The organism is Kitasatospora sp. NPDC057500, assembly GCF_042802195.1.
In the GTDB taxonomy this organism is placed as follows: Bacteria; Actinomycetota; Actinomycetes; order Streptomycetales; family Streptomycetaceae; genus Kitasatospora.
Genome location: NZ_JBHVER010000022.1, coordinates 10,172 through 36,692 on the forward strand (window position 1 = coordinate 10,172; position 26,521 = coordinate 36,692).

Here is a 26,521-nt window from a genome sequence, read left to right on the forward strand (position 1 = left end):
GCGGAGGACCCCGCCGCGCCGTGGCCGGATCACGGCGGCCGTCGAACGTGAACGCCGGTAAAGTCGTACAACATTGAACTAAATGCGGTATCCTGGGTCCATGGAGACGCACACGATCGACCCCGCCGACATCTCTGTCCCGCCGTCCGAGCGGTCCGAGGAGGAGACCCCCTGGCTGACCGCCCGGGAGCAGCGGTTGTGGCGCGCCCACCTGGAGGTCGCCAAGCTGCTGGACTACCAGCTCAGCCGTGAACTCCAGCCGCACAACCTGGCGATCAACGACTACGAGATCCTGGTCGTGCTCTCCGAGGCCCCCGAGCGGCGGATGCGGATGACCGACCTGGCCACCGCCACCCTCCAGTCGAAGAGCCGGCTCTCGCACCAGATCACCCGGATGGAGAACGCCGGCCTCGTGCTGCGCCAGGAGTGTCCCGGCGACCGCCGCGGCCTCTACGCCCACCTCACCGAGCAGGGCTGGGAGACCATGCAGCGGGTCGCCCCCTGCCATGTGCGCAGCGTCCGGGCGCACTTCATCGACCGCTTCTCCCCCGAGCAGCTCGACGCGATGTACGAGGCGCTGGCGCCCGTCGCCGAGCACCTGCGGGGCCTGCGCGGCCGCGGCTGAGCGGACGGGCCGGAGGCCGGCACCCCACCTGCGGGGTGCCGGCCTCCGGTCAGTGTGCGGTCAGCCCGGCCACCAGCCGGTCGGCCGCGCCGTACGGGTCCAGCCCGCCGGCCACCACCTGCTCGGCCAGGGTGGCCAGGTGGCGGTCGCCGTGCAGGTCGCCGATCCGGGCGCGCAGCGCGGCCAGCGCGATCGCCTCGATCTCGTCGGCGGCCCGCCGCCGGCGACGCACGGCCAGCTCGCCGTGCTCGTCCAGCCAGGCGCGGTGCTTCTCCAGCGCCTCGACCACCTCGTCCACGCCCTCGCCCCGGGCCGCGACGGTCTTCACGATCGGCGGGCGCCAGTCCCCCGCCTCCCGGGCCTCGCCCAGGCCCAGCATGTGGTTCAGCTCCCTGGCGGTGGCGTCGGCGCCGTCCCGGTCCGCCTTGTTGACCACGAACACGTCGCCGATCTCCAGGATCCCGGCCTTGGCGGCCTGGATGCCGTCGCCCATCCCGGGGGCGAGCAGCACCACCGTGGTGTCGGCCTGCGCGGCGATCTCCACCTCGGACTGGCCGACGCCGACCGTCTCCACCAGGATCACGTCGCAGCCGGCCGCGTCCAGCACCCGCAGCGCCTGCGGGGCGGCCCAGGAGAGGCCGCCGAGGTGGCCGCGGGTGGCCATCGAGCGGATGAACACCTCGGGGTCGGTGGCGTGGTCCTGCATCCGGACCCGGTCGCCGAGCAGGGCGCCGCCGGAGAACGGCGAGGACGGGTCGACCGCCAGCACGCCGACCCGCTTGCCCAGCCGCCGGTAGGCGGAGACCAGCGCCGAGGTGGAGGTGGACTTGCCCACGCCCGGCGAGCCGGTCAGGCCCACCGTGTAGGCCCGGCCGGCGTACGGCGCCAGCGCGGCCATCACCTCGCGCAGCTCCGGCGCGGCGTTCTCGACCAGCGAGATCAGGCGGGCGACCGCCCGCGGACGGCCCTGCCGGGCCTGCTCGACCAGGGTCGGCACATCGATCATGGGTGGCTGCTCCTTGCGCCGAGGGGCCACGGACCGCTTGTGGCGGTCCGCAGCCCCGGTGTGAATCGGTCGTTCCGCCGCGGTCGTCAGGCCTTGGGCACCCGGACGATCAGCGCGTCGCCCTGGCCGCCGCCGCCGCAGAGCGCGGCCGCGCCGACGCCGCCGCCGCGGCGCTGCAGCTCCAGCGCCAGGTGCAGCACCACGCGCGCGCCGGACATGCCGATCGGGTGGCCGAGCGCGATGGCGCCGCCGTTGACGTTGACGATCTCGGAGGAGACGCCGAGGTCCTTCGTCGACTGGTGGGCGACGGCGGCGAAGGCCTCGTTGATCTCGATCAGGTCGAGGTCCTCGACGGCGATGCCCTCCTTGGCGACCGCGTGCCTGATCGCGTTGGACGGCTGCGACTGCAGCGAGTTGTCCGGGCCGGCGACGTTGCCGTGCGCGCCGATCTCGGCGATCCAGCTCAGGCCCAGCTCCTCGGCCTTGGCCTTGCTCATCACGACCACGGCGGCGGCGCCGTCCGAGATCTGCGAGGAGGTGCCGGCGGTGATGGTGCCGTCCTTGGTGAACGCCGGGCGCAGCTTGGCCAGGCCCTCGACGGTGGTGTCGGCGCGGATGCCCTCGTCCTGGCTGAACACGACCGGCTCGCCGCGGCGCTGCGGGATCTCCACCGGGACGATCTCGGCGTCGAAGACGCCGTCGGCCTGCGCCTTGGCGGCCCGCTGGTGCGAGGCGGCGGCGATCTCGTCCTGGACGTCGCGCGGGATGCCCAGGCGGGTGTTGTGCTTCTCGGTGGACTCGCCCATCGGGATGTTCTCGTAGGCGTCGGTCAGGCCGTCGTGCGCCATCGCGTCGAGCAGTTCGATCGCGCCGTACTTGTAGCCCTCGCGGGACTTCGGCAGCAGGTGCGGGGCGTTGGTCATGGACTCCTGGCCGCCGGCCACCACGACGTCGAACTCGCCGGCCCGGATCAGCTGGTCGGCGAGCGCGATGGCGTCCAGGCCGGAGAGACACACCTTGTTGATGGTGAGCGCCGGGACGTTCATCGGGATGCCGGCCCGGACGGCGGCCTGGCGGGCCGGGATCTGGCCGGCGCCTGCCTGGAGGACCTGGCCCATGATCACGTACTGGACCTGCTCGCCGGTGATGCCGGCCCGCTCCAGCGCTGCCTTGATCGCGAAGCCGCCGAGATCGGCACCGGAGAAGCCCTTGAGGGAGCCGAGCAGCCGGCCCATCGGGGTCCGCGCCCCGGCAACGATCACTGAGGTGGTGTTGGTCATGGGACGAGCCCCTTCGCGCGTCTTGGCCAGGTGGAGGATTCCGCTCAATGTACTGACCTGTTACCCGCCCGTCAGCGGACCCAAGATGTGATCGAGCGCACTAGGCCGCGTCCGGCACCACCCAGTCAACACCGCGCCGCGCCGATCCGGGTGAACCCCGCCGCCCCGCCCGTGTGAGCAGATTCGCACCCCGATCACTGGCGCCGCCGTCCGGCATGCGCTGCACTGTTGCCGTCCTGTCGCACCAGCCCCAGACCGGAGGCCCCCGTGCTCACCCGCATCGACCACATCGGCATCGCCTGCCGCGACCTCGACAAGACGGTCGAGTTCTACCGCGCCACCTACGGCTTCGAGGTCTTCCACAGCGAGGTCAACGAGGAGCAGGGCGTCCGCGAGGCCATGCTCAAGATCAACGAAACCGGCGACGGCGGCGCCTCCTACCTCCAACTGCTGGAGCCGATCCGCGAGGACTCCCCGGTCGGCAAGTGGCTGGCGAAGAACGGCGAGGGCGTCCACCACATCGCCTTCGGCACCGCCGACGTCGACACCGATTCCGAGGAGATCCGGGCCAAGGGCGTGCGGGTCCTCTACGAGCAGCCGCGCACCGGCTCGATGGGCTCGCGGATCACCTTCCTGCACCCCAAGGACTGCGGCGGGGTACTGACCGAGCTGGTCACCGCCGCCGGGCCCGACGCCCACTGAGGTCCGCCGCCGCGCGGGGCGGCGACCGCCCGTCCGCCGCCCCGCCGCCCTCATGACCCGTCAGTAATCTCACCGGGCAACCCGGAAAACCCCCACGCGGCCATTCCCCCGCAGGACGCTCCCACTACAATGCCCAGGTGCGCGAAGACTCCGGGGGACGGGGACGACGGGCACGGCCGAAGACAGGCCCGTCCGCCCCGGTGGGAGGCCCGTCGCAGGGGAGTCCATTACGCGGGCACGGCTGAACAGTCGCAAGACGGATCTGTCACCATTCTCCACAAGGCAAGAGTTCGCCCAGGAGTCCACCCGGACGGGGGAACGCGGATCGACCGCGCTCCCACGCCCCAGGACTCCGACACGCGGCGGGCGTCCCCGGCTAGGCGGGGGATGTCCGGACGGCCGCGGATGCAAGGACCAGTCGGACCGTGCCCGGACAACGGGAGCGCGGACCGGCCGGGTCGAGGACGCGACCAGGAGATGGATGGGACCGCGGAGTGCGGGGCTACGACCGCTACGAGGTTGACGATCACCTCTCCCAGTTCGAGGCCGAGATGGATCGGACTCGGAAGGAGCGGGACAAGGCAGTCGAGCATGCCGAGGACCTCGCCTACCAGGTGGAGGTGCTGCGGGCCAAGCTGCACGAGTCCCGCCGCATGCTCGCCCAGCCGCGCGCCTTCGACGCCGTGTCCGGCCAGGCCGAGCAGATGCTCCGCACCGCCGAGATGCAGGCCCAGCAGCTGCGCGCCGACGCCGAGCGCCAGCTGCGCGACTCCCAGGCCGCCACCCAGCGGATCATGGCCGAGGCCGCCGAGCGCACCGCCCGGCTGGAGGCCGAGCTCGCCGCCCGCCGCCGCCAGCTGGAGGAGGAGCTCGCCGAGCTGCGGCGCAGCGCCGAGCAGCACGTCAACGAGAACGTCAGCTGGGCCGAGCAGACCCGGGCCGGCACCGAGCAGGAGGCCCAGCGCCTGCTCCAGGAGGCCAGGGCCGAGTCCGAGCGGATGATGGCCGCTGCCCGCGCCGAGGCCGCGGCGCTGTCCGACCAGGCCCGCGCGCAGACCGCCGCCGACGTGGACGCCGCCCGCGGCGAGGCCCAGGCCGCCGCCGAGGCCGCCCTCCAGCGCGCCCAGAGCGACGCCGAACGGCTGCTGCGCGCCGCCTCCGAGCAGGCCCAGCAGGCCGGCGCCCAGGCCGCCGCCGATGTGGACGCCGCCCGGGGCGAGGCCCAGCAGCAGCTGGCCGCCGCGCACGCCGCCGCCGAGCAGCAGCTGGCGGCCGCCCGGGCCGAGATCGGCCGGCTCAAGGAGACCGCCGCCGCCGAGCAGACCCGCGCCCGGCAGGAGCTGGACCACGCCCAGGCGGAGATAGCACGGCTGCGCGCCGAGGCCGTTGCCGAGGCCGAGCGCGCCCGCCAGGAGGCCACCGAGCTGCGCGCCCGGGCGGAGGCCGCCGCCGAGCAGTTGCAGGCCGACGCCGAGGCCGCCGCCGAGCGGAAGGCCGCCGACGGCGAGGCCGCCAACGAGCAGCGCTCGCAGACCGCCCGCGCCGAGGTGGCCCGGATGGTCGCCCAGGCCACCAAGGAGGCCGACGCGATCCGCGCCGAGGCCGCCACCAAGCAGGCCGAGGCGGAGGCCGCCAAGGCCGCCGCCGCCGAGGAGAGCGAGCGGCTGCGCGCCACCGCCGAGTCGGTGGCCGGTCAGCTGCGCACCGAGGCCGAGGCCGCGATCGCCGAGCTGCGTGCCCAGGCCGACCGGGACGTCGCCGAGCTGCGGGCGCAGGCCGAGGCCGCCGCCGAGCAGCTGCGCGGCGAGGCCGAGGAGACCGGCCGGGCGGCCGGCGCCAAGGAGGCCGCCGCCCATCTGGCCAAGGCCGCCAAGACCGCCGAGGAGATGCTCGACCGGGCCGGCCAGGACGCCGAGGCCGCCCGCACCGGGGCCACCTCCGAGGCCGAGCGGATCCGCGCCGAGGCCGCCGCCGAGGCTGAGCGGCTGCGCGAGCAGGCGCAGGCCGCCGTCGAGGCCGCCCAGAACGCCGCCCTGGACGACGCCGCCGCGGTCCGCGAGCGGATCCAGGAGATGCAGGACGAGGCCGCCCGGCTGCGCGCCGAGGCGGAGGAGCTGCGCTCCCAGGCCGCCGCCGAGGCCGACCGGGTGCGGGGCGAGGCCCGCCGGCAGGCGGTGCTGCAGATCGAGGAGTCGGCGAAGAGCGCCGAGGAGCTGCTCACCAAGGCCAAGGCCGACGCGGACGAGCTGCGCGCCGGCGCCGCCGCCGAGATCGAGCGGCTGCGCGAGCAGGCCAAGGAGCAGGCCGCCGAGACCCAGGGCCGCGCCGAGCAGACCCTGGAGCGGGCCCGCGCCGAGGCCGCGAAGACCACCGCCGCCGCCGAGCAGCAGGGCCGGGACGCGCTCACCGCCGCCAAGGCCGCGGCCGCCGAGAACCGGGCCGCCGCCGAGCGTGAGACCGTCGAACTGCGCCGCGAGGCAACGGAGTTCGACCAGCGCGTGCGCGCCGGGGCGAGCGCCGCCGCGGAGGCGCTGCGGACCGACGCCCAGGCCGAGGCGAGCGCCGTGCGCGACGCCGCGGTGGCCGACGCCGAGCGGGTGCGCACCGAGGCCGACACCGAGGCCGCCAGGGCCCGGGCCGAGGCCGAGGCCGCCGCCGAGGCGCTGCGCGAGGAGAGCCGGCGCGAGCGCGAGGAGGCCTCCGCCGGGCTGCGCCGGGAGCGCGAGGAGACCGCCGAGCAGCTGTCCGCCGCCACGGCCGCGCGTGAGCAGGCCGAGGCCGCCGCCGAGGAGCTGACGGAGCGCACCGCCGCCGAGGCCGCCGCCGTCCGTGAGGCCGCCGACGCCCACGCCGAACACGTCCGCACCGAGGCCGAGACCACCGCCGCCGACCTCACCGAACGCACCGCCACCGAAACCGCCCGCCTCCAGGCCGAGGCCGAACGCGCCCTCGAAGCCGCCGAAACCGCCGCCGAACAGCGCCGCGCCGAAGCCGAAGCCGCCGCCGAGGAACTCACCGAGCGCACCGCCACCGAGGCCGCCGCCGTCCGCGAAGCCGCCGACGCCCACGCCGAGCAGCGCCGCGAGCAGGCCGAAGCCGCCGCCAAGGAGCTGCGCGAGCGGGGTGCGGCCGAGCTGGCGCTCGCCGAGGAGCAGGCCGGGACGGTGCGCGCCGAGGCCGGCCGCGAGCTGTCCGAGGCCCGCGCCACCGCCGCGGCGATCCGCGCCGAGGCCGGCGAGGAGCTGGAGCAGGCCCGGCACGACGGCGAGGAGCTCGTCGAGGCCGGCCGGACCGAGGCCGCCGCGCTGGTCGAGACCGCCGAGGAGGAGGCCGCCGAGGTCCGCCAGTCGGTGGCCGGGCTGCACGAGACCGCCTCCCAGCAGATCGCCGACCTGCGGGCCGCCGCCGAGCGGGACGCCGAGGAGCTGCGCGAGCAGGCCGAGCGGGCCGCCGCCGCGGTGCGCGACACCGCCGACCGGGAGACCACCGAACTGCGGGCGCTCGCCGATCGCGAGACGTCCGAGCTGCGGGCGCTCACCGACCGGGAGACCGCCGAGCTGCGCGCCGTCGCCGAGCAGGAGACGGCCCGGCTGCGCGAGACCGCCGAGCGCGAGACCGCCGACCTGCGGGCCAGGACCGCCGCCGAGACGACCGCCCTGCGCGAGCAGACCGAGCTGGAGCTGGCCGCCGACCGCGAGGCCGCCGAGCTGGAGCTGGCCCGGCAGCGCGCCGAGGCGCAGGCCTACGACGAGCAGCTGCGCGCCGAGGCCGAGGACACCCTGCGCGCCGCCCAGGAGGCCGCCGACCAGCAGCGCGCCGAGTCCGAGCGGCTGGCCGCCCGGACGGTGGCCGCCGGCGAGGAGCGGGCCGCCGCGACCGTCGCCGAGGCGGAGGAGTTCGCCGCCGCGCTGCGCGCCGAGGCCGAGGAGTACGCGCTCGCCACCCGCACCCTCGCCGACGACTACGACACGGCCACCCACAGCCGCGCCGACGCCTACGACACCGAGGTCCGCGAGGCCGCCGAGCAGTTCGACAGGGCCACCCGCGAACGGGCCAAGTCCGTGCTGGAGAAGGCCTTCGCCGACGCCGAGTCGCTCGGCGAGGACGCCCGGACCACCGCGCTGGCCACCACCGCCGCCGCCGAGGAGCAGGCGGACGCGATGGTCGCCGCCGCCCGCAAGGAGGCCGACCGGCTGGTCGCGGCCGGCGAGGCCGCCGGACAGGACGCCGTCGAGAAGGGCCGGGCCGACGCCGACGCGCTGCTCTCCGAGGCCCGCCGGGACGCCACCGCGATCCGCGAGCGCGCCGAGGAGCTGCGCGAGCGCACCGACGCCGAGGTGGAGGCCCTGCACGAGCGCGCCCGCAAGGAGAACGCGCAGGCCATGAAGTCGGCCGGCGAGCGGGTGGACGCGCTGGTGACGGCCGCCCAGGAGCAGCTGACCGAGGCCGAGGAGCAGGCGGTGGCCACCGTCGCCGAGGCCGAGGACCGGGCCGCGGCGCTGGTCGCGGCCGCCGAGGACCGGGCCAACGAGCTGACCTCGGAGGCGTCCGCCGAGGCCAGCAAGGTCCGGCTGTCGGCCGTCCGCAAGGCCGAGGGCCTGCTGAAGGAGGCCGAGACCAAGCTCGCCAGCTCCACCGACCGCGCCGAGGCCCTGATCATCAAGGCCGAGGCCAAGCTGAAGTCCTCCCAGGACGAGGCGGAGGAGCGGCTGGAGACCGCGTCGGCCGAGGCCGAGAAGCGGGTGCGGGCCGCCGACCGGGCCGCCGAGGAGCAGATCGAACTGGCGAAGGCGGAGGCCGAGCGGCTGCTCGCCGAGGCGCGGGCCGAGGCGAAGCGGGCCACCGACGAGGGCCGGCGCGAGCTGGACGAACTGGTGCGCCGCCGCAAGGACATCAACACCGAGATCTCCAGGGTGCAGGACGTGCTGTCCGCCCTGGAGGCCTTCGAGGCGCCGTCACCGGTCGCGCAGGCCAACGGGGGGAGCAGCACCAAGAAGGACGGGGGTGCCAAGGCCGGTGCCGGAATTGGCTCTCCCCGGTCGGGTGGCAATCGCTCCAAGAACGCACCACCCGATTGAGCGGACATTGTCCGCGGGACAACGGCGTTTCGTCGCCGACACTCCGGTACCGTGTCAGGATTCCCTCAACCACCTCAGCGGTTTGACGACAGGAAGCCCAGAACCCCATGAGCGACAGTCACTCCCCTCACGGCTTCGACCTGGTGCGCCGTGGGTACGAGCGCGCCCAGGTCGACGAGCGGATCACCAAGCTGGTGGCCGACCGTGACAGTGCCTTGACCCGGATCAGCGCGCTCGAGAAGCGCATCGAGGAGCTCCACCTGGAGACCCAGACCGCCCAGGCGGCGGTCGCGGAGTCGGAGCCGTCGTACGCCGGTCTCGGTGCCCGGGTCGAGAAGATCCTGCGGCTCGCCGAGGAGGAGGCCAAGGACCTGCGCGAGGAGGCGCACCGCGCCGCCGAGCAGCACCGCGAGCTCGCCGAGGCGGCCTCCCAGCAGGTCCGCACCGAGGCCGAGAACTACGCCAAGGACCGCAAGGCCAAGGCGGAGGACGAGGGCCTGCGGATCGTCGACAAGGCCAAGAGCGACGCCGCCCAGCTGCGGGCCGAGGCCAACAAGGACGCCCAGAACAAGCGCGAGGAGGCGGACGCCCTCTTCGAGGAGACCCGCACCAAGGCCGCCCAGGCCGCGCTGGAGTTCGAGACCAACCTGGCCAAGCGCCGCGAGCAGTCCGAGCGCGACCTGGCCGCCCGTCAGGCCAAGGCCGAGAAGCGGCTGGCCGAGATCGAGCACCGGGCCGAGCAGCTGCGCCTGGAGGCCGAGAAGCTGCGCACCGACGCCGAGCGCCGCGCCCGCCAGACCGTCGAGACGGCCCAGCGCCAGTCCGAGGACATCGTGGCCGACGCCAACGCCAAGGCCGACCGCATCCGCAGCGAATCCGAGCGCGAGCTGGCGGCGCTCACCAACCGCCGCGACAGCATCAACGCCCAGCTGACCAACGTCCGCGAGATGCTGGCGACGCTGACCGGTGCGGCCGTGGCCGCCGCCTCGCTGCCGAACGACGACACCATGGGCGTGCCCGCCCAGCAGTCGCGCTGACCCGGCCCGCGAGCCAGGACGGCCCCCGCCCTCCCCGGGCGGGGGCCGTCCCGTTTCCCCGGCACCGCCTCAGCGCGGGTAGGCGCCGTCCGGGCGCTGGTGCCCGCAGCTCAGCTGGTTGCCCTCGTCGTCCGAGACCGTTCCGAACCACGAGGTGCACCAGACCGACACCGAGTCCGGCCAGTACTGCACCTCGAAGGGGTGCCCGGGGCCGTAGTCCCCGTACGAGGTGACGATGAACGTCTCCCCCGGGCGCAGCCAGTAGTCCTCGCCCAGCGGCTCCAGGGTCAGTTCGAGCAGCCCCTCGGCCCGGTTGGTCACCGGCATCCGGCCGGTCACCTCCAGCGCGGAGAAGTCCCAGCCGCCGGTCTCCGCCCGTTCCTCCCTCATCCCGCCGCCACCCGCTCCAGCAGCCGCAGCGCCACCGCGTCGAACGCCTCCGGCGCCTCGATCGCGCTCAGGTGGCCGACCCCGGGCAGCACCGTCAGCTCCGCGTCCGCCAGCGCCCGCGTCATCAGCTCCGCCTCGGCGAGCGGCATCAGCGCGTCCTGCGCGCCCGCCACCACGGCGGCCGGCACCCGCAGCCCGGCCAGCACGTCCAGGCGCTCCGGCCGGACCGCCATGGCCCGCTGCGCCCAGGCGACGGCGGCCGGCGGGGCGGCGGCGATCAGCTCCTGCACCCGGTCGGCCAGGTGCTGCGAACCCGGGGCGAGCTGGCCCTGCGCCATCCGCTCGTCGAGCAGCAGCCGCACGCTGTCGCGGGCCAGTACGGCGGAGGCGATCCGCTCCCGGTTCTCCTTGGCGGCCTGCGGGTCGGCGGTGGCCTTGGTGTTGGCCAGCAGCAGGCCGGCCAGCCGGTCGGGGTGGCGCTCGGCGAAGGCCATCGCCACGTAGCCGCCCATGGAGATCCCGCCGAGCACCGCCCGGTCGATCCCGGCGGCGTCCAGCAGCCGTACGACGTCGTCGGCCACCGCCTCCAGCGAGGGCTCCTCCGGGCCCAGCCCGGCACCGCCGAAGCCGCGCTGGTCGGGGGCGATCACCCGGGCCCGGTCCCCGGCCGGGCCGGGCAGCGCGTCCAGTTGGGCGGACCACATGGCGGCGTTGAGCGGGAATGCGTGCAACAGCACGAGGGGTGTTCCGGTACCGCTCTCGCGGACCGACACTGCGGAGGGGAGCTGGGTCATGGGGCCACCGTATTCCGGTGGGCCCGGCGGGCCCACTCAGCAGGCTGACTTGTCCGTTTTGTCATACCCTGACGGAGAGTGAGGAGTCGCCATGATCGAGTTGCACGACCTGACCAAGCGTTACGGCACGACCCTGGCCGTGGACCGGCTGAGCTTCGAGGTCCCGCAGGGGGTGGTCACCGGGTTCCTCGGGCCCAACGGCGCCGGGAAGTCCACCACCATGCGCATGATCCTCGACCTCGACCGCCCCACCGGCGGCCGCGTCACCATCGACGGCAAGAGGTACGGACAGCTCAGCGAGCCGCTCAAGTACATCGGCGCGCTGCTGGAGGCCAAGGCCGTGCACCCCGGCCGCACCGCCCGCGACCACCTGCTCTGGCTCGCCCAGAGCAACCGGATCCCCGAGCGCCGGGTGGACGAGGTGCTCGCCCTGGTCGGCCTCACCCCGGTCGCCCGCAAGCGCGCCCGCGGCTTCTCGCTCGGCATGGGCCAGCGCCTGGGCATCGCCAGCGCGCTGCTCGGCGACCCGGAGATCGTCATGTTCGACGAACCGGTCAACGGCCTGGACCCGGAGGGCATCCTCTGGATCCGCAACCTCATGAAGCGCCTCGCCGCCGAGGGCCGCACCGTCTTCGTCTCCTCCCACCTGATGAGCGAGATGGCCGTCACCGCCGACCACCTGGTGGTCATCGGCAAGGGCCGGCTGCTCGCCGACCTGCCGATGGCCGAGTTCATCCGCCGCAACTCCCGCTCCGCCGTCCGGCTGCGCAGCCCGCAGCCCGAGCGGCTGCTCGACGTGCTGGCCGGCGCCGGGCTGCGGCACGAGGCCGGCCCGGACGGCTCCTACGAGGTGATCGACGGCGAACTCGCCGCGCTCGGCGAACTCGCCGCCGCGAACGGCGTGGTGCTGCACGAGCTCAGCCCGCAGCAGGCCTCGCTGGAGGAGGCGTTCATGCAGATGACGGCCGACGCGGTCGAGTACCACGCCGGCGACGGACCGGGCCGCGACGCGGCCGGCGCACCCGGCGCCTGGGGCGCCGACTGGCAGGGCGGCCGGACCGGACGGCCCGCCTCCCGCAGCACGGAGGAGAACTGAGATGGCGTCCTTCCCCGCGGTCCTGCGCTCCGAGTGGACCAAGATCCGCAGCGTCCGCTCGACGGTCTGGACGCTCGCGCTGACCCTCGTGGTCACCCTCGTCGTCGGCGCGCTGCTGTCCCTGCTCACCAACAACAACTTCGAGGAGTTCGCCGACGAGGACTCGCCCTTCGACGCCACCGGCACCGCCTTCGCCGGCATCATGCTCGGCGAGCTGGCCATCATCGTCTTCGGCGTGCTGGCGATCGGCAACGAGTACAGCAGCGGGATGATCCGGGTCACCCTGGCCGCCGTCCCGCAGCGCGGCACCCTGCTCACCGGCAAGGCCGTGGTGCTCGGCACGCTCGCGCTGGCCGTCTCGCTGGTGACGGCCTTCCTCACCTTCTTCGCCGGCCAGGCGCTGCTCGGCGACCACTCCACCTCACTGGGCGAGCCGCACGTGCTGCGCGCGGTGTTCGGCGCCGCGCTCTACCTCACGATGCTCTGCCTGTTCTCGGCCGGCGTCACCGCGATGCTGCACAACCAGACGCTGGCGCTGGGCGTGCTGGTGCCGTTCTTCTTCCTGCTCTCGCCGATCCTCTCGGCGGTGCCGGGCGCCAAGACCGTCGCCCACTACTTCCCCGACTACGCCGGCTCCCGGATGCTGCTGGTCTACGAGCAGCACGACCAGCCGTACGGGCCCTGGGCGGGCTTGGTCATCTGCCTCGCCTGGACGCTCGCCGCGCTGGTCGGCGGGGCGCTGGTGCTGAAGAAGCGCGACGCCTGACGGCGTCGGCCGGGTCAGTACCGGGGGGCGCCGCGGCCGCGGAGCAGGTTCGAGGCCCGGCGCTCCCGCGCGCCCCAGCAGGCCCGGTGCCAGTGCCGGCGGTCGTCCACCCCGGCGCCGTGCATCGGCCAGGCCACCACATGGCCCGTCCCGGGCGGGATCTCCTGGTCGCAGCCCGGGCAGCGGTAGTACCGGCCGGCCGTGCCGGCGACCGTCTGCACCACCCAGTCGTCGCCCTGGTAGTTCTCGGTCCGGCGCATCGAGCCGCCCAGCGGTGCGCCCGGCTCCGCCGGGTCGCGGTCGGCGGCGCTCTTGATCCGGTTGCGTCGGGGCGACACGGCGGCTACCTCTCTACGGGTTGCGGGAACCGTTCCAGCCTACGGCCGGTCACCACCCATCCGGGCCACTATCACGGCATCGGGGGATGATCGGGTGTTTCCCCCGAGATCCACCCGTTTCTCCGGGAAATTGGTGCGCCGACGTGCCATTGGCACATGACATCGGCTACTCACGAGGGGACAGGCGGGGCCCGCAGACCCTGCGCGCACCCGAGGAGGCCTCAGAATGACCAGAACCAGCGCCCGCGCCGAGACCCGCCGGCCCGTCGGCGTCCGCCCGCCGGCCCCCGGCCAGACGCTGACCGCCGCCGGCGCGGCCGTCACCGCCACCGCCGGCACCCCGCTGCCGTCCGCCCAGCGCGCCGGCACCGCCACCGCGGACACCGCACCCGTCCGGGTCGGCGCGTTCCTGCTCTCCGCGCAGTTCCCCGGCCAGACGCACGGCGAGGCACTGGACCGCACCGTGCGCGCCGCCGTCGCGGCCGAGCAGGCGGGACTGGACAGCGTCTGGCTGGCCGAGCACCACTTCGTCCCGTACGGGGTCTGCCCGAACGCCGCCACGCTGGCCGCGCTGCTGCTCGGCCGCACCCGGCGGATCGGCGTCGGCACGGCGGTCAGTGTGCTCTCCACCACGCACCCGGTGACCCTCGGCGAACAGGCCGCGCTGCTCCACCTCACGTCCGGCGGACGCTTCACGCTCGGAGTGGGCCGCGGCGGCCCGTGGATCGACCTGGACGTCTTCGGCAGCGGCGTGGACGCCTTCGAGGGGGGCTTCCCCGAGCGGCTCGACCTGCTGCTGCGCTGGCTGCGCGGCTCCCGGGTGGGCGCGGCCGGACCCCAGTTCAGCTTCCCCGAGGTCGCCGTGGTGCCCCGGGCCACCGAGCCGCCCCGGCGCCCCGACCTCGGCGCCTGGCTGGGCCTCGACGACCGGACCGGCGTCCTGCGGTTCCCGCGTCAGCGCCAGGACGCCGACGGCCCCGCCGTCGAACAGCTCACCACCGCCGGGCGCCCGCCGGCCGGACCGCCGGTGATCGTCGCCTGCACCTCGCCCGGCGGGGTCCGCAGCGCCGCCGAACGCGGCCTGCCGATGCTGCTCGGCATGCACTCCGGCGACGAGGACAAGCTGCACATGCTGGAGCTGTATCGTTCCGCCTGGCTGGCGGCCGGACGCGGCGAGGAACAGCTGCGCCGGGTCAGCCGCCAGCACGTCGCGGCCGGGGTGGCCCAGGTCGACGACCGGACCTCGGCGGCCCGGGCCACCCTGCTGCGCGCGATGCCCGGCTGGTTCGAGTTCGGGCTCGGTGCGCACCGCACGGTGGACGGCCGGGAGCGCAAGATGCGCGACCCGCGCCAGTACACCGAACTGCTCTGCGACCTGCACGCGGTCGGGACGCCCCAGCAGTGCGCCGACCGGCTCCTGGCCACCGCCGAACGGACCGGCATCCGCCGCTTCGCCCTGCTCGCCGAGGGCAGCGGCGACCGGGAGGCGACCCTGCACAACATCGCCCGGCTCGGCTCCGAGGTCCTACCCCAGCTGGGCTGAGGTGAGCCGAGTCGCGGCCGCCGCCACGGCCACGGCCACGATCAGCAGTCCCTGAGCTCGTCGGACTGGTTGAGCAGTTGTTCACGGACCGAGGTGAAGCGTTCGTAGCGCTTCTTGTTGGCGGAGGACGGCCGGAACACCGCCACCCGGTGACAGTTCTGGAAGGCCAGCTCGACACCGAAATGCCGCTCCAGGGCACCCCGGATGGCATTGCTGGCGAGCGCCCGCAGGAGCTGGCCGCGGGCCTGCTCGCTGGGCGGCGGTACCTGGTTGTCGGCGAAGTCGGTGCCGTCGACCTTCGTCCGGGCGACCAGCGAGCTGATCAGGTCCCAGGCGTAGGGCAGGGAGACGCGGACGCAGTCGACGAACTCCCGCTCGTCGACCTCGTCCCGCTCGGCCTTCTCCAGCAGGGCCGGTGAGACGTCGAGCGACATGGGTTCTCCTCTCGCGGTCCACCCGCGCGGCGCCCGGGTGGTGATGCGTAGTCCAAGCTGAGGGTGAGGGTGGGGACGCGTAGGTGTCCGGAGCACCGTCGGACGGGTGTGACGCCGTCGGACGGCCGGGTTTCCGGCACCGCGCCGACGCGGGGGCGCCGTCGACCGCTGAGGGACATCGGTCGGGGGCGCCGGCCGCTCAGAACAGCGTGGCAGTCAACGACGAGCCAGGCCGGTGATTCCTGCTGATTGCTCCGGGAATGCGCCCGGGTGCACCACATTGGCCGGATCCTGTCGGATCGTTCATCTGAAGTCTCCATCCCCGTTGACAGCGCTCCCGCAAGCAATCCGTCACACACCGTAGCGGCCTATGGGGGTGGCCGCCAGGGTGCCGACAGGCTTTCGCGGGATCGCAGGCCATCCATGGTGGCGGGGTTCGCGGATTCTTCACCCGGTCGTCGTGGAATCGCATCAACTGGCCCCGGTGGGCTAGCGTGGTCGACCGTGCGTCTCGTAATTGCCCGCTGCTCAGTCGACTATGCCGGTCGGCTCTCCGCCCATCTGCCCTCCGCCACCAGGCTCATCCTGGTCAAGGCCGACGGCAGCGTCAGCATCCACGCCGACGACCGCGCCTACAAGCCGCTCAACTGGATGTCCCCGCCGTGCGCCCTCAAGGAGGCCGACGGGGTCTGGACGGTGGAGAACAAGGCCGGCGAGAAGCTCATCATCACGCTGGAGGAGGTGCTGCACGACTCCTCGCACGAACTCGGCGTGGACCCCGGTCTGATCAAGGACGGCGTCGAGGCGCACCTCCAGGAACTGCTCGCGGACCGGATGGAGGTGCTCGGCTCCGGCTGGTCGCTGATCCGCCGCGAGTACCCGACCGCGATCGGCCCGGTGGACATCCTGTGCCGCGACGCGGACGGCACGACCGTCGCCGTCGAGATCAAGCGGCGCGGCGAGATCGACGGCGTCGAGCAGCTCACCCGGTACCTGGAGCTGCTCAACCGGGACCCGCTGCTGGCGCCGGTGAAGGGCATCTTCGCCGCGCAGGAGATCAAGCCGCAGGCGCGCGTGCTGGCCACCGACCGCGGCATCGGCTGCGTGGTGCTGGACTACGACGAGCTGCGCGGCATCGACGACGACAAGCTGAAGCTGTTCTGACCGGGCCGGTCACGGACCGGTCGGCGACGGAGCCGTAGTGGACGCCGTCGGGCTCGCCGAGCCCGGCGGCGTCTGCGTCTCCGTGGGCGTCGGGGTCGTGGTCGGGGGCTGGGTGGGCGCGGTCGGCGTCGTGACGGGCGGGCTGGTCTCGCCGGTCGGCGGGGTGCCGCCGCCGGTGCTCCCGGTGCTCCCGGTCGTACCGCCGGTGGTCGTCCCGCCGCCACCGCTCGTGCCGCCCCCGGTCGTCCCGCCGCCCGAGGCGCCACCGCCCGACGTACCGCCGTCGGAGCCGCCCGCCGGGGGCTGCGGCGGGTTCGGGACCGGTGCCTGCGTCGGGGCCGCGGTGGTGCTCTCCCCCGGTCCCGGCGAACGGCTCGGCCTCTTCGACGCGGACGCCGACGGCGAGCCGGACGGCGTCCGGGAGGCGGTCGGGCCGCTCGGCCCGGGCTCCTCCGCCGGTTCCCCGGACACCGGCGCGCCGGTCCCCTCCGCGGGCGCGTCGACGGGCGGTGCGGCGGGCGGGGACGGCGAGGACGCCGACGGCCGGGGCGCAGTGGAGCGCGGCGAGGCGTCCGCGCCGGGCAGGACGGAGCCGTCGTCGCTGCTGCTGTGCGGGTCGCGGCCCTGGCCCTCGCCGCCGACGGTCATCCCGACCGCCGTGCCGAGCACACCCAGCGCCAGGACCGCCGCCGAGGCGGCGATCGCCGTGCGCCGGTTCCCGAACCGCAGCGGCACCCGGGTGATGGCCCGCAGCCCGGGCCGGCGGACCGGCGCCGCCTTGGCCGGCGCGGCGGGCGGCAGCTGCCGGCCCTCGGCACGCAGCAGGTCGAGCATCCGGCGCGCCCCGGCCACCCCGCGCGGCTCGCCGAGGGCGCTGCGCAGCGCCAGCGCGGCCTCCAACTCCGCAGTGGCCCGGCCGGGTTCATGGACGCAGACCGCGTACACGCCGAGCTCGTGGTGGAACCAGGCCTCGTCGGCCCTGGCGCCGGTCCGCCGGGCGGCCTCCAGGCCGAGCCGCAGAGCACGCTCCCAGGCCCCCCAGCGCAGCGCCAGCGCCAGCGCGGGGGCCGCGGCGCGGGCCAGCCGCAGCACCGCCTCGTGCCGTCCGGCGGTCTGGTCGGCGAGCAGGGCGCCGACCACCACCTCGGCCTCGGCGGCGATCTGCGCCGACGAGACCGAGGAGTGGCCGACCCACCAGGCGAAGTGCTGGGCCGCGCCGTCGGCACTGCCGCGGGCCGGCCAGTGCGGGGCGAGCAGTTCCAGCGCCCCGGCGGTGAGCCGGTGGTGGCCGCCGATCGGGGCGGCGAGCCCGGCGTCGGCGAGTTCGGCGAGCGCGCTCTCGCCCTGGCCGACGTCGATCAGCGCGGGAAGGTGCGGCGCGGTCGGGCACTCGCCGCCGAGCGCCACGGCGAGCCGCAGCACGGCCTGCGCGGTCTCGCTCAGCCCCTCGGCGAGCCGGACGGCGGGCCGGGTGGACTCGGCGACCGAGGGCAGCGGCACGGTGTCGCGCAGCGCGGCCTCGCGGACCGCCGGGTCGGGGTCGTGGACGGGCTCCTCCACCGCGCCGAAGACGTCCATCCGGTCGTCCTCGGCGGCGACCAGCGCGTCCACCTCGACGTCCCGCTGGCGCAGCAGCGCGGCAGCCTGGACGAAGCGCAGGGGCAGGCCCTCGGACTCGAACCAGAGGTCGACCGCCCAGGCCTTCTCGGCGGCGTCCAGCGGCCGCCCGGCCAGCCGGGCGGCGAGGGCCAGGCAGGCGGGCCGGGAGAGGCCGGCGACCAGGTGGTCCCGGAGCCGGGAGTCCGCCGGGAGCAGCGGGCTGTCGGGGGCGACGGAGATCAGGAAGGCGCTGTCGGGGGCGGCGCCGAGCAGCGCCTCGAGTTCGGCGCCCGCGGGCGCGACCTCGTCGATGACGACGATCGCGCTGACCCGGGCGAGGTGTTCGACGAGCTGCCCGGGGTCGGGGCGGTAGCCGGGGGCGTGGTGGGTGGCCGCGAAGAGGTCCTGGAGCAGGTCGGCGGCGGTACGGCGGTGGCCGCAGAGCCGGACCACGCCGTCGGGGGCGAGGTCGCCGGCCGCCGCGGCGACGGCGGACAGCAGGGCGCTGCGGCCGGAGCCGGCCTGGCCGACCAGGCGTATCGAGCGGCCTTCGGCGAGCATGGCGAGCAGCTGGGCCAGGTCCGCCTCGCGGTCGAGCAGCGGCAGGTCGGCGGGCCCGGCGCCGAGGGCGAGCGGGCCGACCTGGCGGCCGGTGTCGCCGGCCGGGCCGCGGGCGGGCGCGGCGGGGCCGGTTCGGCGGGGCCGGGGGCGCCACTCCTCGGGGCAGGGGCGCACCTCGGAGCCCTCCGGGCCGCCGATGGTCACCAGCAGGCCCCCCGAGACCAGTTCACCGCTCCGGGTGCGCACGGACTCCTGCCGGAAGTCACCGGTTGGCTGTGCCACGTTCTGCTCCGCCCCACGCTCGCGCCGTCAACCCGTACCGGCCGGCGCCCCGGCGAGGCCGGGCCGCGCGGGCCGTGTCCTGACGCCAGACTCTCGCACATCCGCCCCCGCCCGCGCAGCGTCGTGCCCCGACGGTTCCCGGGCCGGGGGCCGACGGGCGGTCAGAGGAGGCTCAGCGGGCGGTCGGAGAGGGGCCGGCGGGCAGTCAGAGGGCGGGGAGCGTGGCGCCGCGGGGGTCGGCGGTGGCGCCCTCGACGGCGAGGATGCGGTGCAGCCGGGTGGCCACCAGCAGGCGCTGGAGCTGGGCGGGAACGGACCGGAGCACCAGGCGCCGGCCGATCCGTCCGGCCCGCCGGTGGGTGCCCATGATCACGCCGAGGCCGGTGGCGTCCCAGAACTCCAGGCGGGCGAGGTCGAGGACGAGGTCGCCGAGGCCGCCGTCGACGGCCTGGTGCAGCCGGGCCCGCGCGTCGGCGGCGGTGCGCACGTCGAGGCGGCCTTCGATGGCCAGCGCCGCGTGGTCGCCGGTGATGCGCATGCTCTCCTCCTCCGCGTGGCGGGCCTGGGAACGGGGTGTACGGGTGTCGCCGGCGGTCTCGGGCCGGGACGGCGGTGGGGGCGGTGCGGTCCGGGCGCCGGGCGGGCCCGCGGCCCCACGCACCGGCCCCGGCCGGAATCCCGGGTTCCCCGTCATCCATCTGACGGCGAGCCGGCCCACTGGGTTGCTGGTTGCGAGCGGATCTGAAGCAACTTCACTCGTCCGAGGGAATATACGCAGGAACTCTCCACACCTACGCTCGATTACCGCCCAAATCACCCGTCCGGACAGCCGGCGTGAGGAAACTCACCCGGGGCTGCTGCTCGCCCGTTCGGCTCGCAGGCGCGGGGTCACTTGCCCTGGTACGGGTAGAAACCGCGGCCGCTCTTGCGGCCGAGGTCACCGGCGGTGACCATCCGGGCCATGATCTCCGGGGCGGCGAACTTCTCGTCCTGGGTCTCGTCGTAGATGTTCCGCGCGGCGTGCAGCAGGATGTCCACGCCGGTCAGGTCGGCGGTCTCCAGCGGGCCCATCGGGTGGCCGAAGCCGAGTCGGCAGGCGGTGTCGATGTCCTCGGCGGTGGCGACGCCCGACTCGTAGAGCTTGGCGGCCTCGACGACCAGCGCGGTGATCAGGCGGGTGGTGACGAAGCCGGCCACGTCGCGGTTGACCACCACGACCTCCTTGCCGACGCCCTCGGCGAAGGCCCGGGCGGCGGCCAGCGTCCCGTCACTGGTCTTGTAGCCGCGGACCAGCTCGACCAGCTTCATCAGCGGCACCGGCGAGAAGAAGTGCACGCCGACGACCGACTCGGGGCGCGAGGTGGCGGCGGCGATCCGGGTGATCGGGATGGCGGAGGTGTTGGAGGCGAGCACCGCGCCGTCCTTGGCGAGCTTGTCGAGCTCCCTGAAGACGCCCTCCTTGACGTCCAGCTGCTCGAAGACGGCCTCGACCACGATGTCGGCCTCGGCGACCGCGCCCAGGTCCGTGGTGGTGGTGATCCGCCCGAGCGCCGCCTCGGCGTCCTCGGCGGTGAGCTTCCCCTTGGAGACGAACTTGTCGTACGAGGCGCGGATGCCGTCGAGGCCGCGGCGCAGCGCCTCCTCGGTGACGTCGCGCAGGACCACCGGGTGCCCGGCCCGGGCGGAGACCTGGGCGATCCCGGCACCCATCAGGCCGGCCCCGATCACCGCGATCTGCTTGCTGGACGCACTGCTCATGGCTGGTCTCCCGATGCCGTCGCCGCCCGGATGGGCGGGCCCCGAAGGCGGCTCAAGGCAGGGGTCGCCCACCGAGCCGCATCGCTCATGGGCCGGACTTTAGTGCCCGAACGGGGCCCGTGGTGCCATCCGAGGGTGTGATCTGCAACCGACCTTGTCACCTGAGCAAATCGGTCGGTCAGATCATCAGTCCGAGGTCCTGGGCGAGGATCGCCGCCTGCACCCGGCTGCGCAGCCGCAGCTTCGCCAGGATCCGGCTGACGTGCGTCTTGGTGGTCGCCTCCGCCATCTCCAGCCGCCCGGCGATCTCACCGTTCGACAGGCCGGCGCCGATGCAGGCCAGCACCTCCCGCTCGCGCGGTGTCAGGCCCTCCACCGCCGCCCGCACCTCCGGCCCCACCGCCCGGTCCGGGCGGGCGAAGGTGCCGATCAGCCGCCGGGTCACCGAGGGCGCCAGCATGCCGTCCCCGCGCGCCACCGTGCGGATGCCCTCGACCAGGGTGTCCGCCTCCAGGTCCTTCAGCAGGAACCCGGCCGCCCCGGCCCGCAGCGCGCCGTAGACGTACTCGTCCAGGTCGAAGGTGGTCAGCACCAGGACCTGCGCCGCCCCGGCGGCCACCACCTGGCGGGTCGCCGACACGCCGTCCAGCCGGGGCATCTGCACGTCCATCAGGACGACGTCCGGCCGCAGTTCCAGGGCCAGCCGGACGGCCTCCTCGCCGTCCGCCGCCTGCCCGACCACCTCCAGGCCGGGCTCGGCCCGCAGGATCATCACCAGCGCCGCCCGGACCGCCGCCTGGTCCTCCGCGACCACCACCCGGATCGTCATGCCCGTCCCGTTCCTTCCTCCGTCGACAGCGCGCGCGGCAGCACCGCGCGCACGCTCCAGCGGCCGTCCTGCGGCCCGGCCTCGAACCCGCCGCCCAGCAGCGAGGCCCGCTCCGCCATCCCGACCAGCCCGGCCCTGGCGCCCGGCAGTTCCCGCCCCGCCCCCTGGCGGTACGGGCTGTCCACGGCGATCCGCAGCTCCTCGGGGCGGAAGTCCAGCAGCACCCGCACCTCGCCCGGGCCGGCGTGCTTGAGCGCGTTGGTCAGCGACTCCTGCACGATCCGGTACGCGGCCAGCTGCACCGGCACCGGCAGTTCGCCGCGCTCGCCCCGCTCGGTCAGCTCGAAGGCCAGACCGACGTCCTGCCCGGCCGCCCGCGCCTTGGCGAGCAGCGCGTCCACCGCCGACAGGTCCGGCGCGGCGTAGGACTCGTCGGCCTCGCCGCCGCCGCTGTCGCGCAGCAGGCCGATGATGCGGCGCATTTCGGCCAACCCCTGGACGCTGTTCTCCCGGATCACCCCGAGCACCTCGACCACCGGATCGTCGGCCGGCCGCCGCTGACGCCGTGCCACCGACTGCGCGCCGGTGGCGTGGATCGCGATCGCCGACAGGTGGTTGGCCACCACGTCGTGCAACTCGCGGGCCATCCTGGCGCGTTCGGCGACGATCGCCTCGCGCCGGTCCATCTCCGAGAGCAGCGCGGTCTGCTCCGCCCGCAGCCGCTGGGCCTCCGCCTCCTGCCGGTGCTTGCGCACGATGTCGGCGGTCCACAACGGGCCCAGGAAGACCAGGGTGGTGATCACGACCACCGCGACCGCCGTCGCCGAGTCGCTGTAGACGAACGTCAGGGTGGTCAGCACCAGCACCGAGGCGGTGCCGGTCACGTGGAGGACCGGCGACATCCGGCGGGGGCCGTACACCACCGCCGCGTAGAGCAGGTCGGTGTACATCATGGTGGTCGCCAGCAGCGCGCCGGTGAAGATGCTCCCGGCGAAGACCAGGCCGCCGAGCGTCGCGATCAGGACCGGCCTGGTGCGGCGGACGAGTTCCAGGGCCGCCATCGCCAGCAGCGCCGGGAGCACCTGCCAGCGCGGCACGGCCGAGGAGTGGTCGTACACCTGGAAGGCGATCAGCAGCAGTCCGCCGAGCAGGCCGGCGAGCGCGATCGCCCCGTCGACCTGCCGCGGGGTGAAGGTGGGTCTGCGCACGCCCCCATCAGATCACTCCCGGCGGCCCGGCGGCTCGGGTGCCGGGAGGAGCGGCCGTACATCGAAAGATGCAGCCCGGGCCCGTCCCCGGTGACGACGCGCGCGCGAGGGCGCTCCGGGAGCCTGGAAACGTCACCGAGTCCCGGAGGAGACCATGATCGTCACCCTGATACTCGCCGCCGAGGCCGCCTTCTGGGTGGTCCTCGCGCTGGGCCTCGCCACCCGCTACCTGCTGCGGTGGCGCGAGGTGAGCACCGTCCTGCTGGTCGGGCTGCCGGTGATCGACCTGGCGCTCTTCCTGCTCACCTTCCTCGACCTGCGCGGCGGCGCCACCGCCTCGTGGACGCACGCACTGGCCGCGAGCTACCTGGGCTTCTCGGTCGGCTACGGCCCGTCGGTGGTCCGCTGGGCCGACGCCCGCTTCCTGCACCGCTTCGCGGGCGGTCCCAAGCCGCTGCCGGCGCCCAAGTACGGCACCGCGCGCAGCCGCTACGAGTGGGTGGTCTGCCGGCGCACGCTGGTCTCGGTGGCGATCACCTTCGCCCTGATCAGCGCGCTGAAGCTGTTCACCGACGCCGCCGGCACCGAGGTGTTCGACCAGTGGTACTGGAAGCTCGGCATCGCCGCGGCGGTGAACACCGCGATCGCCGTCAGCTACACCCTCCGGCCGAAGGAGCCGCCGGCCGGCGCGATCGTCGAGGACGGCCGGATCGTCGGCTGGCGGATCCCCCAGCAGCAGCGCTAGCGCGTGGTCAGCGGTTCTCGCCCGGGACCCAGAGCACGTCGCCGCGCTCCTTGTTGGCCGACCGGGCGAGGATGAACAGCAGGTCGGAGAGCCGGTTGAGGTACTTGGCGGTCAGCGGGTTGACGGTGTCCCCGTGCGCGTCGATCGCCGCCCACGTCGCCCGCTCGGCCCGGCGCACCACGGTGCAGGCCAGGTGGAGGTGGGCGGCGCCGGGCGTGCCGCCGGGCAGGATGAAGCTGCGCAGCTTCTCCAGCGTCTCCAGGTAGTGGTCGCAGTCCGCTTCCAGCTTGTCGATGTAGGACTGCTCGACCCGCAGCGGCGGGGCCACCCTGGAATGGGACGAGGGCGGATCCTCGACCACCGGGGTGGCCAGGTCGGCGCCGACGTCGAAGAGGTCGTTCTGCACCCGGGTGAGCACCGCGGCCACGTCCTCGGGCAGCGCGCCGGCCGCGATCGCCACGCCGATCGCGGCGTTGGCCTCATTGGTGTCCGCGTACGCGACCAGTCGCGGATCGGTCTTGGTCGTGCGGCTCATGTCGCCCAGCGCGGTGGTGCCGTCGTCGCCGGTGCGGGTGTAGATGCGCGTCAGATTGACCATGCGGCCAGCCTAGCCGGGCCCGTCAGGCGACGTTGACCCGCTGCCCGGGCGGGGCCGCCTCCAGCCAGGCCAGGAAGCCGGTGAGCGCGTCCTCGCTCATCGCCAGCTCCAGCGGGGCGCCGTTGTGCAGGCAGCGCAGCACCACCGAGCCGGAGAGCAGGGCCAGTTCCTCCTGCCCCTCCGGGTAGCGCCGGCCCAGCACCTCGATCTCCCGGCGCGGCAGCACCTTGCGCGGGCGCGGGGCGTACGAGAAGACCCGGAACCACTCGATCGAATCGCCGCTGTACCGGCCGATACCAAAAACCCACCCCTTGCCATCGGTCTGCGGGACCGGGGCCGGGGTGGGTTGGCCGTTCTCGTCGAGGTCGGGCTGCGTCGAGGCGTCGGCCGGCATTTTGAGCCGGTAGCTGCAGTCGAACGTGCCACCGACCCGCTGGATCACACGGCGGCGTACCGCGAACGCGACCAGCCCGATCACACCGAGCGCCACGACCGCCGCACACACCACAAGGGCGAGGACCATGCTCACCTACCTCCTCGCTACCCGCGTTCCCCGTGTCGGTCGTACCAGGCGACCGCGTTGACCTACCAACTGAGACGACAGTCCCGGGGTCACGCTCACGCGTCCCCGGGACCGTCGGTCGACCCCGCTCAGGCGGGGTCCGGCACACTCAGGCGTGGGCCTTGAGGCCGCGCGCCGCGAACAGCCGGACCTCGGCGCGCCGCTCGGCGTGCTCGTCCAGGTCGGACTTGGCCTTCTCCAGTGCGCGCTCGGCGCGCGCGACATCGATCTCGTCCGCCAGCTCGGCGATCTCCGCGAGCAGAGACAGCTTGTTGTCGGCGAAGGAGATGAAGCCGCCGTGCACCGCGGCGATCACGGTGCCGCCGTCCGTGGTGCGGATGGTGACCGGACCGGTCTCCAGCACGCTCAGCACCGGGGTGTGACCCGCCATGATGCCGGTGTCACCGGAGGCCGTACGGGCGACGACGATGGTGGCCGCACCGGACCACACCTTGCGGTCGGCTGCGACCAGCTCGACGTGCAGCTCAGCCAACGTGGGCTCCTAGGCTCATGCAACGCCCGATTACTCGGGAGTTTCGGTAAGAATAACGGGCCCGCGCCCCCGGCATGAAACCGGCGGCACGGATTTGACCGGAATCACAGCCGATGCGGCGCGAGGGGTGGGTCCCAGGGTTGGGGCCCACCCCTCGCGATCACGCTCGGCTGCTACCGGCCGGGACTACTTCTTCGCCAGCTCGGCGGCGTTCTTCTCGAGGTCCTCGATGCCACCGCACATGAAGAAGGCCTGCTCCGGGACGGAGTCGTACTTGCCGTCGGCGATCGAGTTGAAGGCCTCGATGGTCTCCGACAGCGGCACGGTCGAACCCTCGACACCGGTGAACTGCTTCGCCACGTAGGTGTTCTGCGAGAGGAAGCGCTCGATGCGGCGGGCACGGTGGACCGTGACCTTGTCCTCCTCGGACAGCTCGTCGATACCGAGGATCGCGATGATGTCCTGGAGGTCCTTGTACTTCTGCAGGATCCCCTTGATACGGATGGCCGTGTCGTAGTGGGTCTGCGCGATGTACCGCGGGTCGAGGATGCGGGACGTGGAGTCCAGCGGGTCGACGGCCGGGTAGATGCCCTTCTCCGAGATCGGACGCGACAGAACGGTGGTCGCGTCCAGGTGGGCGAAGGTGGTGGCCGGGGCCGGGTCGGTCAGGTCGTCCGCAGGGACGTAGATCGCCTGCATCGAGGTGATCGAGTGACCGCGGGTCGAGGTGATGCGCTCCTGGAGGAGGCCCATCTCGTCGGCCAGGTTCGGCTGGTAGCCCACCGCGGAGGGCATGCGGCCGAGCAGGGTCGACACCTCGGAACCGGCCTGGGTGAACCGGAAGATGTTGTCGATGAAGAGGAGCACGTCCTGCTTCTCGACGTCACGGAAGTACTCCGCCATGGTCAGCGCGGAGAGCGCGACGCGCAGACGGGTGCCCGGCGGCTCGTCCATCTGGCCGAAGACCAGCGCGGTCTTGTCCAGGACGCCCGAGTCGACCATCTCGTCGATGAGGTCGTTGCCCTCACGGGTGCGCTCGCCGACGCCGGCGAACACCGACACACCACCGAAGTTCTCGGCGACGCGGTAGATCATCTCCTGGATCAGAACGGTCTTGCCGACACCGGCGCCACCGAACAGACCGATCTTGCCACCGGTGACGTACGGGGTGAGCAGGTCGATGACCTTGATGCCCGTCTCGAACATCTCGGTCTTGGACTCGAGGTCCTTGAACTCCGGGGCCTTGCGGTGGATCGGCCAGCGGACCTGGACCTGCGACTCGAACTCGTCCTTGTCGACGTTCAGCACGTCGCCGAGGGCGTTGAAGACCTTGCCCTTGGTGATCTGGCCGACCGGCACCGAGATGGCGGCACCGGTGTCGGTGACCTGCGAGCCACGGACCAGACCGTCGGTCGGCTGCATCGAGATGCCGCGGACCAGGCCGTCGCCGAGGTGCTGGGCGACCTCAAGGGTCAGGGTCTTGCGGCCCGTGCCGTCGGGGTTGTCCACCTCGACGTGCAGGGCGTTGAACATGTCCGGGATCGCGTCGACGGGGAACTCCACGTCGACGACCGGGCCGATGACCCGCGCGACGCGGCCCGTCGCCGTGGTCGGCTCAACAGTGGTGGTCATA

General features: G+C 73.9%; 24 protein-coding genes. 9 read left to right on the forward strand and 15 right to left on the reverse strand.

The window, feature by feature from the left end; genetic code table 11:
• The first annotated feature begins 100 nt into the window (after positions 1–100).
• Entirely contained in the window at positions 101–625 is a 525-nt protein-coding gene (locus ACFU74_RS07435) for a MarR family winged helix-turn-helix transcriptional regulator (protein ID WP_380753207.1), read from the forward strand.
• A 49-nt stretch (positions 626–674) separates the two neighbouring features.
• Here the strand turns inward: ACFU74_RS07435 and meaB are convergent, their stop codons facing one another.
• Both meaB and ACFU74_RS07445 read right to left on the reverse strand, forming a co-directional pair.
• Positions 675–1,631: a methylmalonyl Co-A mutase-associated GTPase MeaB gene (meaB, locus tag ACFU74_RS07440; RefSeq protein ID WP_380753210.1), complete on the reverse strand. Its 957-nt coding sequence runs from the start codon at positions 1,629–1,631 to the stop codon at positions 675–677.
• 86 nt (positions 1,632–1,717) lie between these two features.
• Positions 1,718–2,911: an acetyl-CoA C-acetyltransferase gene (locus tag ACFU74_RS07445; protein WP_380753213.1), complete on the reverse strand. Its 1,194-nt coding sequence runs from the start codon at positions 2,909–2,911 to the stop codon at positions 1,718–1,720.
• A gap of 267 nt (positions 2,912–3,178) precedes the next feature.
• Between ACFU74_RS07445 and mce the strand changes: the two genes are divergently transcribed.
• From mce to ACFU74_RS07460, 3 genes are all read left to right on the forward strand, one after another.
• Positions 3,179–3,613: a methylmalonyl-CoA epimerase gene (mce, locus tag ACFU74_RS07450; protein WP_380753216.1), complete on the forward strand. Its 435-nt coding sequence runs from the start codon at positions 3,179–3,181 to the stop codon at positions 3,611–3,613.
• A 494-nt stretch (positions 3,614–4,107) separates the two neighbouring features.
• Positions 4,108–8,691 (forward strand): hypothetical protein, encoded by a 4,584-nt coding sequence (locus ACFU74_RS07455; protein WP_380753219.1) that lies wholly within the window; start codon positions 4,108–4,110, stop codon positions 8,689–8,691.
• Between the two features lie 107 nt (positions 8,692–8,798).
• Positions 8,799–9,728 carry a cellulose-binding protein gene (locus ACFU74_RS07460; RefSeq protein WP_380753222.1) on the forward strand — a complete coding sequence of 310 codons (930 nt, stop codon included), beginning with the start codon at positions 8,799–8,801 and terminating at the stop codon, positions 9,726–9,728.
• Positions 9,729–9,797: 69 nt separating this feature from the next.
• On the opposite strand, the gene ACFU74_RS07465 is transcribed toward ACFU74_RS07460, so the two are convergent.
• Positions 9,798–10,118 carry a hypothetical protein gene (locus tag ACFU74_RS07465; protein WP_350553087.1) on the reverse strand — a complete coding sequence of 107 codons (321 nt, stop codon included), beginning with the start codon at positions 10,116–10,118 and terminating at the stop codon, positions 9,798–9,800.
• Positions 10,115–10,912, reverse strand: coding sequence for an alpha/beta fold hydrolase (locus ACFU74_RS07470; protein ID WP_380753225.1), 798 nt, complete (start codon positions 10,910–10,912; stop codon positions 10,115–10,117). The genes ACFU74_RS07465 and ACFU74_RS07470 overlap by 4 nt, the downstream gene beginning before the upstream one ends.
• Before the next feature lie 91 nt (positions 10,913–11,003).
• On the opposite strand from ACFU74_RS07470, the gene ACFU74_RS07475 reads away from it, so the two are divergent.
• On the forward strand, positions 11,004–12,008 hold the full coding sequence (locus tag ACFU74_RS07475; protein WP_380753228.1) for an ABC transporter ATP-binding protein: 1,005 nt from the start codon (positions 11,004–11,006) through the stop codon (positions 12,006–12,008).
• Position 12,009: 1 nt separating this feature from the next.
• Positions 12,010–12,774 (forward strand): ABC transporter permease subunit, encoded by a 765-nt coding sequence (locus ACFU74_RS07480; protein ID WP_380753231.1) that lies wholly within the window; start codon positions 12,010–12,012, stop codon positions 12,772–12,774.
• 14 nt (positions 12,775–12,788) lie between these two features.
• Here ACFU74_RS07480 and ACFU74_RS07485 read toward each other — a convergent pair whose 3' ends face one another.
• Positions 12,789–13,112, reverse strand: a complete 324-nt coding sequence (locus tag ACFU74_RS07485; RefSeq protein WP_380753234.1) for an ATP/GTP-binding protein — start codon at positions 13,110–13,112, stop codon at positions 12,789–12,791.
• Positions 13,113–13,338: 226 nt separating this feature from the next.
• On the opposite strand from ACFU74_RS07485, the gene ACFU74_RS07490 reads away from it, so the two are divergent.
• The gene (locus tag ACFU74_RS07490; RefSeq protein WP_380753237.1) at positions 13,339–14,655 is read left to right on the forward strand and encodes an LLM class flavin-dependent oxidoreductase; all 1,317 of its coding nucleotides are present in this window, start codon (positions 13,339–13,341) and stop codon (positions 14,653–14,655) included.
• 41 nt (positions 14,656–14,696) lie between these two features.
• On the opposite strand, the gene ACFU74_RS07495 is transcribed toward ACFU74_RS07490, so the two are convergent.
• Positions 14,697–15,089 carry an SCO5389 family protein gene (locus ACFU74_RS07495; RefSeq protein WP_350553075.1) on the reverse strand — a complete coding sequence of 131 codons (393 nt, stop codon included), beginning with the start codon at positions 15,087–15,089 and terminating at the stop codon, positions 14,697–14,699.
• A 504-nt stretch (positions 15,090–15,593) separates the two neighbouring features.
• Between ACFU74_RS07495 and nucS the strand changes: the two genes are divergently transcribed.
• Complete coding sequence (gene nucS, locus ACFU74_RS07500; RefSeq protein ID WP_380753240.1) at positions 15,594–16,253, forward strand: endonuclease NucS; 660 nt, start codon at positions 15,594–15,596, stop codon at positions 16,251–16,253.
• Between the two features lie 9 nt (positions 16,254–16,262).
• Here nucS and ACFU74_RS07505 read toward each other — a convergent pair whose 3' ends face one another.
• From ACFU74_RS07505 to ACFU74_RS07525, 5 genes are all read right to left on the reverse strand, one after another.
• Positions 16,263–18,695, reverse strand: a complete 2,433-nt coding sequence (locus ACFU74_RS07505) for an ATP-binding protein (protein WP_380753243.1) — start codon at positions 18,693–18,695, stop codon at positions 16,263–16,265.
• A gap of 205 nt (positions 18,696–18,900) precedes the next feature.
• A complete protein-coding gene (locus tag ACFU74_RS07510) occupies positions 18,901–19,233 on the reverse strand; it encodes an STAS domain-containing protein (RefSeq protein WP_380753246.1) in 333 nt (110 codons plus the stop codon).
• Positions 19,234–19,583: 350 nt separating this feature from the next.
• Positions 19,584–20,453: a 3-hydroxyacyl-CoA dehydrogenase family protein gene (locus ACFU74_RS07515; protein ID WP_380753249.1), complete on the reverse strand. Its 870-nt coding sequence runs from the start codon at positions 20,451–20,453 to the stop codon at positions 19,584–19,586.
• Positions 20,454–20,631: 178 nt separating this feature from the next.
• Positions 20,632–21,282, reverse strand: coding sequence for a response regulator (locus tag ACFU74_RS07520; protein ID WP_380753252.1), 651 nt, complete (start codon positions 21,280–21,282; stop codon positions 20,632–20,634).
• Positions 21,279–22,490 (reverse strand): sensor histidine kinase, encoded by a 1,212-nt coding sequence (locus ACFU74_RS07525; protein WP_380753255.1) that lies wholly within the window; start codon positions 22,488–22,490, stop codon positions 21,279–21,281. Before ACFU74_RS07525 ends, ACFU74_RS07520 begins: the two co-directional genes overlap by 4 nt.
• Positions 22,491–22,644: 154 nt before the next feature.
• Here ACFU74_RS07525 and ACFU74_RS07530 point away from each other — a divergent pair, with 154 nt between their 5' ends.
• Positions 22,645–23,235, forward strand: coding sequence for a hypothetical protein (locus ACFU74_RS07530; protein WP_380753258.1), 591 nt, complete (start codon positions 22,645–22,647; stop codon positions 23,233–23,235).
• Positions 23,236–23,242: 7 nt separating this feature from the next.
• Here ACFU74_RS07530 and ACFU74_RS07535 read toward each other — a convergent pair whose 3' ends face one another.
• From ACFU74_RS07535 to atpD, 4 genes are all read right to left on the reverse strand, one after another.
• Positions 23,243–23,833: a cob(I)yrinic acid a,c-diamide adenosyltransferase gene (locus ACFU74_RS07535; protein WP_380753261.1), complete on the reverse strand. Its 591-nt coding sequence runs from the start codon at positions 23,831–23,833 to the stop codon at positions 23,243–23,245.
• A gap of 22 nt (positions 23,834–23,855) precedes the next feature.
• On the reverse strand, positions 23,856–24,356 hold the full coding sequence (locus tag ACFU74_RS07540) for a DUF2550 domain-containing protein (protein ID WP_344324216.1): 501 nt from the start codon (positions 24,354–24,356) through the stop codon (positions 23,856–23,858).
• Between the two features lie 148 nt (positions 24,357–24,504).
• Positions 24,505–24,888, reverse strand: coding sequence for a F0F1 ATP synthase subunit epsilon (locus ACFU74_RS07545; RefSeq protein ID WP_380753264.1), 384 nt, complete (start codon positions 24,886–24,888; stop codon positions 24,505–24,507).
• Between the two features lie 186 nt (positions 24,889–25,074).
• Complete coding sequence (atpD, locus tag ACFU74_RS07550; RefSeq protein WP_380753266.1) at positions 25,075–26,520, reverse strand: F0F1 ATP synthase subunit beta; 1,446 nt, start codon at positions 26,518–26,520, stop codon at positions 25,075–25,077.
• Position 26,521 lies beyond the last annotated feature (1 nt).